Source organism: Actinacidiphila sp. DG2A-62, from assembly GCF_035825295.1.
Classification (GTDB): Bacteria; Actinomycetota; Actinomycetes; order Streptomycetales; family Streptomycetaceae; genus Actinacidiphila.
In genome coordinates this window covers 8,080,228-8,092,661 of record NZ_JAYMGI010000002.1, presented here as the reverse complement: position 1 = coordinate 8,092,661, position 12,434 = coordinate 8,080,228, and the positions used below count along the sequence as shown (strand labels likewise).

General features: G+C 77.8%; 8 protein-coding genes and 1 pseudogene. 4 read left to right on the top strand and 5 right to left on the bottom strand.

Annotation, left to right across the window (positions count from 1 at the left end; translation table 11 throughout):
• The first annotated feature begins 33 nt into the window (after positions 1 to 33).
• The 3 genes from VSR01_RS35580 to VSR01_RS35570 all read left to right on the top strand — a co-directional run bounded on the left by VSR01_RS35580 (position 34) and on the right by VSR01_RS35570 (position 2,856).
• On the top strand, positions 34 to 813 hold the full coding sequence (locus VSR01_RS35580) for a LamB/YcsF family protein (protein ID WP_326453094.1): 780 nt from the start codon (positions 34 to 36) through the stop codon (positions 811 to 813).
• An 8-nt stretch (positions 814 to 821) separates the two neighbouring features.
• Complete coding sequence (locus VSR01_RS35575) at positions 822 to 1,451, top strand: 5-oxoprolinase subunit B family protein (RefSeq protein WP_326453985.1); 630 nt, start codon at positions 822 to 824, stop codon at positions 1,449 to 1,451.
• Between the two features lie 550 nt (positions 1,452 to 2,001).
• Positions 2,002 to 2,856, top strand: coding sequence for a biotin-dependent carboxyltransferase family protein (locus VSR01_RS35570; protein WP_326453093.1), 855 nt, complete (start codon positions 2,002 to 2,004; stop codon positions 2,854 to 2,856).
• Here the strand turns inward: VSR01_RS35570 and VSR01_RS35565 are convergent.
• The 4 genes from VSR01_RS35565 to VSR01_RS35550 form a co-directional block, all read right to left on the bottom strand.
• The gene (locus tag VSR01_RS35565) at positions 2,748 to 3,680 is read right to left on the bottom strand and encodes an SGNH/GDSL hydrolase family protein (protein WP_326453092.1); all 933 of its coding nucleotides are present in this window, start codon (positions 3,678 to 3,680) and stop codon (positions 2,748 to 2,750) included. The two genes, VSR01_RS35570 and VSR01_RS35565, sit on opposite strands and share 109 nt — an antisense overlap.
• Positions 3,681 to 4,273: 593 nt before the next feature.
• Complete coding sequence (locus tag VSR01_RS35560; RefSeq protein WP_326453091.1) at positions 4,274 to 5,476, bottom strand: glycosyltransferase; 1,203 nt, start codon at positions 5,474 to 5,476, stop codon at positions 4,274 to 4,276.
• Positions 5,473 to 6,594: a glycosyltransferase family 4 protein gene (locus VSR01_RS35555; RefSeq protein WP_326453090.1), complete on the bottom strand. Its 1,122-nt coding sequence runs from the start codon at positions 6,592 to 6,594 to the stop codon at positions 5,473 to 5,475. Before VSR01_RS35555 ends, VSR01_RS35560 begins: the two co-directional genes overlap by 4 nt.
• Before the next feature lie 422 nt (positions 6,595 to 7,016).
• Complete coding sequence (locus tag VSR01_RS35550; RefSeq protein WP_326453089.1) at positions 7,017 to 8,675, bottom strand: HEAT repeat domain-containing protein; 1,659 nt, start codon at positions 8,673 to 8,675, stop codon at positions 7,017 to 7,019.
• 508 nt (positions 8,676 to 9,183) lie between these two features.
• Between VSR01_RS35550 and VSR01_RS35545 the strand changes: the two are divergent.
• Positions 9,184 to 10,637, top strand: a pseudogene (locus tag VSR01_RS35545) (PP2C family protein-serine/threonine phosphatase).
• A 254-nt stretch (positions 10,638 to 10,891) separates the two neighbouring features.
• On the opposite strand, the gene VSR01_RS35540 reads toward VSR01_RS35545, so the two are convergent.
• The gene (locus VSR01_RS35540; protein WP_326453088.1) at positions 10,892 to 12,391 is read right to left on the bottom strand and encodes a DNA-binding protein NsdB; all 1,500 of its coding nucleotides are present in this window, start codon (positions 12,389 to 12,391) and stop codon (positions 10,892 to 10,894) included.
• Positions 12,392 to 12,434: the final 43 nt, after the last annotated feature.

Genomic DNA, 12,434 nt, shown 5'->3' with positions numbered 1-12,434 from the left:
AACTGATCGGGCGAACGGATCGGGCGGAGCGGCATGGCGGAGACGACCGGCGCGGCACACGCCGTGATCGACCTCAACGCGGACCTCGGCGAGGGTTTCGGGCGCTGGCGGCTCACCGACGACGAGGCGCTGCTGTCGGTGGTGACCAGTGCGAACGTCGCCTGCGGCTACCACGCGGGCGATCCGGCCACGATGCGCCGGGTGTGCGAGCTGGCGGCGCGGCGCGGGGTGCGGATCGGCGCGCAGGTGTCGTACCGCGACCTGGCCGGCTTCGGGCGGCGCGCGATGGACGTGCCGCCACAGGAGCTGGCGGCGGAAGTGGCGTACCAGATCGGCGCGTTGGAGGTGTTCGCGCGGGCGGCGGGCGCGTCGGTGGCGTACGTGAAGCCGCACGGCGCGCTGTACAACCGCGCGGTGCGCGACGCGGAGCAGGCCGCCGCGGTGGTGGCCGGCGTGCGGCTGGCCGGCGAGCTGCCCGTCCTGGGCCTGCCCGGTTCGCAGTTGCTGCTCGCCGCCGAGCGGGCGGGGCTGCGGGCGGTGCCGGAGGCGTTCGCGGACCGCGCGTACACCGCGGGCGGCACGCTGGTGCCGCGCCGCGAGCCCGGCGCGGTGGTCGAGGACGGCGACGCGGTGGTGGCCCGTTCGGTGCGGCTGGCGCGCGAGGGAGTGGTGACCGCGGCGAGCGGCGAGGACGTCGCGGTCGGCGCGCGGTCGCTGTGCGTGCACGGCGACACCCCTGGCGCCGCCGGCCTCGCGGTGCGGGTACGGGCCGCGTTGGAGGGCGCGGGGCTGCGGGTGGTGGCGTTCGCGTGAGGCCGCGGATGCGGGTGCTGCCGGCCGGTGCGTCGGCCGTGCTGGTCGAGACGGAGGACGGCGCGCAGGCGGCGGCGCTGCACGCGGAGCTGCTGCGGCGGCGCCGGGCCGGCGGCGAGGAGGCGCGGGCGCTGGCCGGGGTCGAGGAGATCGTGCCGGCGGCGCGTACGGTGCTGGTCACCGGGCTCGCCGATCCGGGCGGGTTCGCGCGGGAGGTCGTGCGCTGGGACGTGCCGGCGGTGCGGCCGGGGCAGGGCGGTGTGGTGGAGCTGCCGGTCCGCTTCGACGGGCCTGACCTCGGGGAGGTCGCGGAGCTGTGGGGAGTACGGCCGGAGGAGGTCGCGGACGTCGTCGTGGCGACGGCGTTCCGCGTGGCGTTCTGCGGGTTCGCGCCAGGCTTCGGGTATTTGGCGGGGTTGCCGCGGCGGTTGCACGTGCCGCGGCGGGCCACGCCGCGGACGGCCGTGCCGGCCGGGTCGGTCGGGCTGGCCGGGCCCTACGCGGGGGTCTACCCGCGGGTGTCGCCCGGCGGCTGGCGGATCGTCGGTACGACGCGGGCGGTGGTGTGGGATCCCTCGCGCGATCCGGCCGCCCTGTTGACGCCCGGCGTCGAGGTCCGCTTCACGGTGGCCCGATGAGAGGCCGACTCCCTCGGGGTCCCGCCCGACGCTCCGGGCTGCCCCGATCCGCCGGTGGGGCGACACCCCTTGCCCGGTGGCTGGGCGCGCAGTTCCCCGCGCCCCTGCTTGGCTGCACGTACCCGGCCAATCTTCCCCCGGTGGGCGGCGACTCCGGGCTGCCCTCGTTGGCCGGTGGTGCAACTCCCCTTGCGCGGTGGCTGGGCGCGCAGTTCCCCGCGCCCCTGCTTGGCTGCACGTACCCGGCCAATCTTCCCCCGGTGGGCGGCGACTCCGGGCTGCCCCGATCCGCCGGTGGGGCGACACCCGTTGCGCGGGGGCTGGGCGCGCAGTTCCCCGCGCCCCTGTCTGACTGCACGCACCCCGCCGACCTTCCCCCGGTGGGCGGCGACTCCGGGCTGCCCCGATCCGCCGGTGGGGCGACACCCGTTGCGCGGGGGCTGGGCGCGCAGTTCCCCGCGCCCCTGTCTGACTGCGCCTGTCCGGGCGACTGCGCGGCGGTGGAGGGGTGGCGGTGGTGAGGGGGGAGGTGGTCGTGGTGCGAGGTGGGATGACGACCGTGCAGGACGGGGGGCGGGTGGGGTTCGCTCACGTGGGGGTGCCGCGGGCGGGGGCGTTGGACGCGGCGGCCTGGGGGCTGGGGAACCGGCTGGTGGGGAACGGCCCGCGCGCCGCCGGGCTGGAGACGACGGTCCTCGGGTGCGCCGTGCGCTTCACGCGACCCGCGGTCGTCGCCGTCACGGGCGCGGCGTGCGCGGTACGGGTCGGCGGCCGGCCCGCGGCATGGGGCGCGCCCGTGCGGGTGCCGCGCGGCGCGCTGCTGGAGGTCGGGGCGGCCACGTACGGCGTGCGCAGTTACCTCGCGGTGGGCGGCGGCATCGCCGTCGACCCGGTGCTGGGCAGCAGGTCCACGGACCTGCTCTCGGGGCTCGGACCACCACCGTTGGCCGACGGCGCTCGCCTGCCGCTCGGCGATCCCGAGGGGCCGCCCGCGGCCGTGGACGCGCAGCCGTACCCGCCGCTCCCGGGCGCGGGGTCCGGCGCGGCGTTGGCGCTGCCGATCGTGCCGGGCCCGCGCGACGACTGGTTCACCCCCGGCGCGCTCGCGCTGCTGCGTACCGGCACGTGGACCGTCTCGCCGCAGTCCAACCGCATCGGCCTGCGCACGCTCGGTCCCCCGCTGGAGCGCGCCCGCGACGGCGAACTGCCCAGCGAGGGCATGGTGTCGGGCGGGGTGCAGGTGCCGCCGGACGGCCGTCCGGTGATCTTCCTGGCCGACCATCCGACGACCGGCGGCTACCCGGTGATCGGCGTGGTTCCGGCCTCCTCCCTGTCCGCCGCGGCCCAGGCGCCGCCGGGCACGCCGCTGCGCTTCGTCGTGCTGCGCGCGCCCCGCGGGGGCTGATCCGCCGGGGGTCCGCCTCCGGCGTCCACGGCCACGCCGAGCGCGCGCAGGGCGTCCCGCGTGGCCCGGTTCGCGGCCTCGTCCAGCCGGGCGGGGTCGCCGCAGCGCTCCGCGAGGGCCAGCCGCAGCAGGTCCGGCAGCAGGTCGGTGCAGCGTTCTGCGACCCAGCGGGTGCCGCGGGTGGCGAGCCACCAGGCCGCCGCGGCGCGGCCGGGCGGTCGTCCGTCGGGTTCCGGGCGCGGCCCGGCGCCGGTGGCCAGGCCGGCCGCGGCGAGCGCGCGGTGGAACTCCCCGGCCAGCAGCCGGTGTCCGGCCTCGTTGGGGTGCAGCCGGTCCGCACCGAGCATCTCCGGGCGCTCGCCCCACGCGTGGTCGACGGCGTGCACGTGGATCGCGCCGTGGTGCGCGGACAGGGCGTGCACCACGTGGTTGACCGCGCGCATCCGGCGGGCGAGCGGGCGGGCCAGCGGCCGGGGCAGGCCGAGCACGCTGCCGGCGTCGGGCAGGCACGCGGTGAGGACCTCGGCCCCCGCGGCCCGCAACGCGCCCAGCGCCGCGTGCAGGTCGGCGGCGACCTCGGCGATGTCGAAGGCACCGCGCAGCGTGTCGTTGCCGCCGGCCACGACCGAGGCGAGGTGCGGCCGGTGCCGCAGCGCGGCCTGGAGCTGGGGCCCGGCGACGTCGGCCGAACGCGCCCCGCTCCGCGCCACGTTGAGCACGCGCACGTCCGCGCCCAGCGACTCCCCGAGCAGCGCGGCCCAGCCCCGCCATCCCCCGCCGGGCAGCGGATCGCCCACGCCCTCGCTGAGCGAGTCCCCGAGCACGGCGAACCGCAGCCCCGCCGGCCCGGCCCCTCCCCCGGCCCCCGCCAGGCAGCCGCCACGCGGGAAACCCCTGCCGGCGGGCGCCGCGGCGCCACCTCCGGCCAGCGCGACCACCGCGGACCCGAGAGCGCCCGATCCGCCCGTGCCGCCCACGGCGCCGCCCGCCCCCCGCGCAGTCGACCCCACGCCGACACCGGCCCCCGCCGACGCCGTACGCGCGGAAGCGACCGACCGGCCGGCGCCGCCATCGCGCCGCCCACGTGCGGGACCTCCCGCGGCGGGCGCCGCGGCGTCGACTCCGGCCGGCGCGGCGGCGACAGGTCCGGAGGGAGCCGAACGGTCCGCGGAGTCCGCCACGCACGCGACCGCGACCACGTCGGCACCGGTCGGCGCGTCCACCACAGGCCCGGTGGCCGCCGATCCGCCCGCATCACCGTCGGCGCCGGCGTCCGCCGAAGCCGTCGTGCGTGCGGCCGATGCGGCGTCATGTCCCGTACGGGCGCGGTACGTGCGGACCGGTGCCGGCCGGTCGGCGCTGCGGTGCGGGGGTGCGGGGGCGCCCGCGGGCGGGCGGTGGTCCTGACGCGGCGTGGTCATGGCGCGGCCGGAGCGGGTGCGGAGAGGGGGGTCGCGGCGTGCGCGGCGAGGAAGGCGTCGACGGCCGCGGGCCAGGTGTAGCGCTCGGCGCGGGCGCGGGCCGCGGCACGGCGGCGGGGCTCGGGCAGGGCGAGCAGGCGGTGGACCGCGCCGGCGTACTCGGCGGTGGAGTCGGCCGCCGCGCCGGCGTCGCCGACCAGCGCGGGCAGCGCGGACCGCGCGCTGACCACCGCGGGGGTGCCGCTGGCGAGCGCTTCGAGCGCGGCCAGCCCGAACGTCTCGACGGGCCCCGGCGCCAGCGCCACGTCGGCGCTGGCGAGCAGCGCGGCCAGGTCGGGGCGGGAGCCGACGTGGCCGAGGAAGGTCACCGGCAGGCGTTCGGCCCCCGCCCGTGCGGTCAGCCGGGCCCGCAGCGGCCCCTCGCCGGCCACGACGAGCGCCGCGTCGACGCCGTCGTGCCGCAGCCGGGCCAGCACGTCGAGCGCGGTGCCCGGCCGCTTCTCCGGCGACAGGCGCGAGCACAGCACGAGCAGCACGCCGGCGTCGCCTGCGTACCGGCGGCGGACGGCGGGGTCGCGCAGTTCCGGCCGCCAGCCGTCGAGGTCGACGCCGAGCGGGGCGCGCACCACGTTGCGCGCGCCGATCCGCTCGAACTCGGCGGCGGCCCACGCGGTGGTGCACACGACCTTCGTGTAGGCGTGCGCGGTGCGGCGGTTGAGCGCGTCGGCGGCGCGCCGGGCGGCCGGTCCCGGCAGGCCCCACGCGCCGAGCACGCCGTCGGCGCTCTCGTGGGAGACCATCACCGCGGGCACCCGGTGGCGCCGGGCCCACGCGCCCGTCCAGCGCAGGGTGGTCCGGTCGGAGACTTCGAGGCGGTCCGGGGCGAGGGCGGTCAGCAGCGCCTCGACCGGGCCGCGGCGGGCCAGCACGCGGTAGCCGCCGGTGCCGGGGAGTTCGGGTCCCGGCAGGGTGATCACCCGTCCCTGCGAGGTGAGTTCGTCGCCGCGGCCGGGTCCGGGGACGACGAGCACGGGTTCGTGCCCGGCCGCCGCGTACCCCTCGCCGAGGTGCCGCAGCGCGGTGCGCAGGCCGCCCGAGACGGGCGTGACGAAGTTCGCGACCCGCACGATGCGCAGCCCCGCGCGGGCGCGGTCCGCACGGCCGGGCAGCGAACCGCCGCTGACTCGACGGGCGTTCATGCCGCCGCCGCCTCGCGCTCGCCGAGCACCTGGGCGTAGTGGTCGAGCAGCCGGTCGCCGACGGCCTCCCAGGTGCGGTGGGCGACGGCGGCGCGCGCCTGCGTGCCGTAGCGCAGCCGCAGCGCGGGGTCGGCCTGCAGCAGGCCCACGGCGGTGCGGACGGCCAGCGGGTCGCCGGGCGGCACCAGCAGGCCGGTGCGGCCGTGCTCCACCAGGTCGAGCGGGCCGCCGACGGCGGGCGCGACCACCGGCAGGCCGCTGGCCATCGCCTCCTGGACGGTCTGGCAGAAGGTCTCGAACGGTCCGGTGTGGCAGAACACGTCGAGCGAGGCGTAGATCCTGGCCAGGTCGTGGCCGGTCCTGCGGCCGAGGAACACCGCGCCGGGCAGCGCGGAGCGCAGCGCGGGGGCGCTGGGGCCGTCGCCGACCACGACGACGCGGACGCCGGGCAGCGCGCAGGTGTCGGCGAGGAGCTCGACCTGTTTCTCGGCCGCGAGCCGGCCGACGTAGCCGACGATCAGCTCGCCGCGCGGGGCCAGTTCGCGGCGCAGTGCGCCGTCGCGGTGCCCGGGGTGGAAGCGCGCCGAGTCGACGCCGCGCGGCCACAGGTGGACCCGCGGCACGCCCTGCCGGGTGAGCGCGCCGACCGAGGCGGTGGACGGCGCGAGGGTGCGGGCCGCGGCGCAGTGCACGGCGCGGATGCGGCGCCAGGCGGCGGCCTCTCCGGCGTTGAGGTACGTCCTGGCGTAGCCGGCCAGGTCGGTCTGGTAGACGGCGACGGCGGGGATGCGCAGCCGGGTCGCGGCGGCCAGGCCCCGGGCGCCCAGCACGAAGGGGCTGGCCAGGTGGACCAGGTCGGCGCGGTGCGCGGCGATGGCGGCGGCGGTGCGGCGGCCGGGCAGGGCGACGCGCACCTGGGGGTAGCCGGGCAGCGGGAGGGAGGGGACGCGGATCACCGGACACGGGTCGCTGCCCGGCTCGGGGGCGGCGGGTCCCGCGGGGGCGATGACCAGGGGTTCGTGGCCGCGCCGTGCCAGGTGCTCCGCGGTGCGCAGCGTGCAGTGCGCCACGCCGTTGACGTCGGGCGGGAAGGACTCGGTGACGATGGCGACTCTCATACGGTGGTTGTCGCCGCCCCGGGAGTTGTCAGGGTCACGTGGATCTTTCCCGCGGCGAAACGCAACTTGAGCTTTGCGTTCCCGTGCGCGCGCCCCTGTCCGCCGTGCCCGCGGCGCCGGCGCGCACCCGGTGTCCGGGGCCGCGCCGGGGCCCCGGGTCACGCCGGTGGTCGCGCCGCGCCACGCATGCGAGCCGACCCGGACGACGCCATGCGTGCGGGCCGACCCGGACGACGCCATGCGTGCGAGCCGGCCGGCCGCGGCGGCCGGGATCGGCCGGGTCCGCCCGGATCGACCGGGTCCGCCGGGGGCCGACCCGGGTCGGCCGGGGGCCCGGCCCGCGTCGGCCGGGGTCAGCCCGGGTCGTCGACACGTCGACACGTCGACACGGGGACGCGTCGACAGGGCGGGGACGGCCCGGGTCAGCGCGCGGCGCCGCCCGCGCTGAGACGGCCGCGGACCGCGGTCTGGACCTCGGCCTCCTCGGCCGGGTCGGCGGCCAGCCTGCGCAGCTGGGCCAGCACCCTCACGTCGCCGGAGGCGGCACGGCGTGCGGCGAGTTCCCGGGTGGACTCCTCGCAGTCCCACAGGCATTCGACGGCGAAGCCCGCGGCAAAGCCGGGGTCGGCCTCGGCGAGCGCGTGGGCGGCGGTGCCGCGCAGGTGGGAGGAGGAGGTCTCGCGGTAGACGTGGCGCAGGACGGGCGCTGCGCGGCACGCGGTGGCGCGTCCGTCGTGGTCGCCGCGGCCCGGGCGGCCCGCGCGGGCGTCGGCCCCCGGCGCCCGGTCGCCCGCGTCCGCGCGGGACGCCTCCTCGCGCGGGTCCGCGCCGGACGGCCCCTCGCACGGCTCACCGAAGCCGCCCGCGCCGGACGCGAGCCGGCCGACGCCCTCGATCAGCGCGTCGAGCCCGTCCGCGTCGGCGCCGCCGATCCGCACGGTGCGGCGCAGCGCGCTCAGCACGCGGCCGGCGTCCTCGGGGCCGCCGTGCCGGGCCAGGACGCGGGCGGCGGCGGAGCCCAGCGGATCGAGCCCGCCGGGGGCGTCGACCGGTCCGAGGGGGTCGGCGGAGGGCGGCGTCCGGTCGGCCGCCACGGACCGGGCGTCGGCGCGGTCCGCCCAGATCCGGGCGCGTTCCAGCGCCTCGGCGTCGCGGAGGCGTTCGAAGGACTCGACGGCGGCGCGCAGCACGCGTTCGTCGCCGTCGCCGGCCGCGGCCTCGATGAGGTCGAAGCGCGCGGGGTCGCGGCGGTCCGTCAGGTGCCGCAGCGCGGCGGCGCGGGCCGCGGACGGGCCGTGCAGCGCGGCCCGCAGCAGCGCCGGCCGGTCCTCGGGGCCCGCGACGGCGCCCAGGCAGCGGGCGGCGGGCTGGTCGCGCTCGACGCCGGGGTGGGCGGCCAGTCCGTCCTGGGCCCATTCCAGCACCGCGGCCACGCTCCAGCCGGGGGTGGGGCCGCCGGAGCGCAGCTGCCGTTGCCAGCGGTCGAAGGAGACGCGTTCCGCGGCTCTGCGGACGCGTTCGGCGGTGGCCGGGTGCGCGCCGTCCTCGGCCCACAGCTGCCAGGGCCGGGGCTCGTACGCCTCGCGGACCGCGCGGGCGAGGTCGGCCTCGCCTTCCTCGGTGGCCGGGAAGCGGGCGACGACCGCGGGGCCGAGGGCGCGCAGTCCGGCCTCGTCGTCACGCACCGCGAGTTCGTCCAGGGCCCACTCCCAGCAGCCGCCGGCCGCGGCGTAGCGGCGCAGCAGCCGCAGCGCGTCCCGGCGGCCGTAGCCGGCCAGGTGGCCGAGCACGGACAGGGCGAGGCCGCAGCGGTGCTCGTCGGGCGACACGAGGTCGTCCGGATGGAACAGGTGCTGTTCGATCCCGTCGAGCGGGCCCTCCAGGTCGGAGTAGAGGCGTGCGTAATACAGCGAGCGCGACTCCACCCGCCAGTCCAGGCGGGGGTCGCGCAGCACGCACTGCTCCAGGGCGGCGAGGGCCTCGGCCCTCGGCGCCGCCAGGGCGTGCAGGGGCCCGTCCCCGCGCCCCCGCTGGAGGAGGCCGAGAAGGGTGCCGCTGGGCGCTATGTCTGGGTCGAACATGAGGTCAGCATCCGGTGCGGGGGATTCCATGGCAACGGGATTTCCGCTGCCGGTGCCCGGCATCCTTACCGACCGCCGGACAATTCATGCCTGGCGGGAGCGGGCGGATTCCGTGGGGACGGGCGGCGGAAGCCTACCGACTCATGGGCGGGATGTCGCTTCCGGGCCGGTACGGCGGCCCTCTCGCACCCCCGTCCGGGGTCGCCGGCCGTTGGCGGGTCCCCACAACCGGCGGCGGCAACCGCTTACCGTCCGGGCCGCGCCCGGCGGGGCCGCGCGACGCCGTCCGCACATACGATCGGGCAGGTGGCGGGCGCGGCGCGCCGAGCGGGGCGGCGCCCGGCAGGAGTTTCCGGCTTTCGGCAGGCATATGCCGGAAGCACCACCGGATCGAGTATCGCAGAATGCCTTACGGGCCGTCGCTGGCTGTGCAACAGTCGTTACCGGTCCTTCCCGTCCGCCGCGGCCGCTCCTGCGTGCCTGCCAGCAGACCTGTTCGGAGTGCGTCATGCCGTCCCCCACGCACGCGGGTCACCCCGCAGCTCAGTCACCGGACGCCGGTGCCGTGGACGCGCTGATCTCCCAGGCGCGTCAGCTCAGGACGCGGGTCGACGCCGTCCTCGGCGACGTCGACGCCCCCGCCGACGACCCCCAGCAGCGCTGGCAGCGCGCGCTGTGCGACCTCGCCGTCCACCAGCTCGACGACCTGGGCACCCACCTGGGCCAGTTGCGGGAGGGCTTCGACGCGGACCCGGCGGCCGACGAGCTGCCGCCGGAGCCGGCGGCGCGCGGCGGCCGGCCGGACGCCGCCGCGGTCGGCGCGCTGGGCCGGGCCGGCAGCGCCGAGTGGGACCTGCTCACCGACGAGGTCCAGTGGTCGCAGGAGCTGTACCGCATCTTCGGTCGCTCCCCCGAGGACGGCCCGCTGACGCTGGACGAGCTGCCCTCGTGGCTGTTCTCCGAGGACCAGCAGCTGCTGACCGCGATGGTGACCGGCTGTCTGGTCGACGGGCGGCCGATCGACGGCGAGTTCCGCATCGTGCGGGCGGACGGCACGGTCCGCACGGTGCACATGGTGGGCGAGCCGGTGCTCGGCCCCGAGGGCGGGACCGTCTCGATGTGGGCGGTGATCCGCGACGTCAGCGATCTGCGCCGCAGCCAGCGGACCCTGCGCGAGACCCGTGACTCCCTGGAGCGCCAGCAGCGGATCGCGCAGACCGAGCGCCGGATGGCGGTCGAGCTGCAGGAGGCCGTGCTCCCCCCGTGGCGCGGCGCCATGCGGTTCCCGCAGGACGGCGGTGGCCCGGTGACGATGGACCTGGCCGCGCACTACCTGCCGTCGGCCACCAGCGCGCTGATCGGCGGCGACTGGTACGACGCGATGCAGCTGCCCGACGGCTGCTCCTTACTGACCGTCGGCGACCTGACCGGCCACGGCGTGGCCGCCACCTCGGGCATGGCGATGCTGCTGGGCGCGCTGCGCGGCATGGCGGTGGCCGGCCTTCAGCCCGCGCCGCTGATGGGCTGGCTCAACGAACTGCTGGACACCTCGCCGCAGCCCGCGCTGGGCAGCGCGCTGTGCTGCCGTTACGACCCGCGCTCGCGGGTGCTGCAGTGGTCGCAGGCCGCGCACCCCGCCCCCCTGCTGTTCCGCGAGGGGACGGGGTCCGTCCTGGACCGCCCGGAGGGCGTCCTGCTCGGCGCGACCTCCGGGGCGCAGTACGGCCAGGCCCGGGTGGAGCTGGCCGCCGGCGACCTGCTGGTGCTGCACACCGACGGCCTGGTGCCCCGCCGCACCGGCGACGCCGCCGGCCCGAGGGGGGCGAGCAGCGGCTGCTGGCGATGGCGCCCCGGTTCGCGGAGGCGGGCACCGCGCAGGACTGCATGCGGATGGTCGCCGAGGAGTTCGGCGTGCCGGACCGCGAGGACGACGCCTGCATACTGATAGCCAAGATCGGCTGAGGCGCGCGTCCGGAGCGGCTCCGGACGCTCTCCCCTGGCGGGTGGCCCCGCGCCCCGCGGTCAGGGTGTCCGGACGGTCTCCCGCCCGGTCCTGTCCGCCGTGGTCGCCTCGCACCCGACCGTCTGCGGCCTGACCGTCTCCGGCCCGTTCGGCGTCGGGTCGGGGTACGTCAGCGGTCCGCGCGCCGGGAGCCCCGGGCGCGAGGGGCGCGGGTGCGGCGGAGCGGTCCGGTGGCGCGGGCGCGGCGGGCCGGTCACACCGGGGTGGTGCGGCTGCCGCCGGTTTTCGCCGCCCTGCCCTTCTTCTGCTGCGGCATCGCCGTCTCGATCTCCCGGCGCAGGTCGGAGATGTGGCGCTGGTCGGCGTAGCGGCCGGTGAGCCGGTACATCTCGCGCAGCCGGTCCCAGGTCCGGTGCGAGGAGGTCGACCCCATGCTGAGCAGCGCCATCCTGGCGTAGGTGTCGGCCTGTTCGGGATCGCCGGCGATGAAGCAGGCCGAGGCGAGCGAGAGGTAGTCCAGGATCATCGACCGCTCGTGGCCGCTGCTGCGCAGTTCGATCGCCTGCCGGGCGTGGATCTGCGCCTGGGCTGCCGCCGACGGCTCGTGCTCGGCCAGGGTGCGGTACGCCAGCGCCTGCATGCCGTGCAGGTCGGCCTCGTCGAAGTGCTGCATCCAGCTCGGCGCGGGGGTGTCGTCGCCGGCCGACACGAACAGCTCCTCGGCCTCGCCGAGGGTTCTGCGCATGTCCTGGCCGCGTCCCAGGGACGCCTGCGCCCATGCCTCGATGGTGTGCAGCATGGCGCGGGTGCGCGGCAGCGCGGTCTCGCCCGCGCCCGACCTGGCGAGCTTCATCAGGTCCAACGCCTCGTCGGGGCGGCCCAGATGGACCATCTGGCGGGCGGCGCGGGACAGCGCCTCGCCGGCCCGCGGCCGGTCGCCGCCCTCGCGCGCGGCGTGCGTGGCGATGACGAAGTACTTCTGGGCGGTGGGTTCCAGGCCCACGTCGTGGGACATCCACCCGGCGAGCACCGCGAGGTTGGCGGCGACGCCCCACAACCGCCGTTGCAGCTGCGGCGGATGGCGGTAGGAGAGCATCCCGCCCACCTCGTTGAGCTGGCCCACCACGGCCTTGCGCTGCAGGCCGCCGCCGCGTGAGGCGTCCCAGGCGCGGAAGACCTCCACGGAGCGCTCCAGTGCCTCGATCTCCTGGAGGCCGACCGGGGCGGCCTCGTAGCGGTCGAAGGAGGCCGCGTCGGCGGACGCGTGCAGGGGGTCGTCGAGTACCGGTCCGTCGGCCGCCAGGGCCGGGTCGGTGTGCAGCCATTCGTACATGGCCGTGCTGAGTACGGTGCCGGAGGCGAGCGCGGCGCCCGCGCCCACCAGACCGCGTCGGTTGAACATGAGGTCCATTCCCGTGAATTCGGTGAGGACCGCGGCGGTTCGCTCCGGTGGCCACGGCGGGCCGTCGTCGGCCCGCTTCTTCGCTGTCTGCCGGCGCCGGTCGAACCCGAGATCCTCGATGGTCACGACACGTCCGAGGCGCTCGGTGAACAGCGCTGCCAGCACCTGCGGCACGGGTTCGCGCGGCGACTCGCCGGTGTCGATCCAGCGGCGCACCCGCGAGGTGTCGGTCGCCAGCTGCGGGTGGCCCATGGCCGCCGCCTGCTTGTTGACCAGCCGTGCGAGTTCGCCCTTGGACCAGCCGGTGAGGCCGAACAGGTCCGCGAGTCGGGTGTTGGCTTCGTTGCCCACGTCAAGCCCCCAGGTTCCTCGGCACGCCGAGACTATTCCCGCC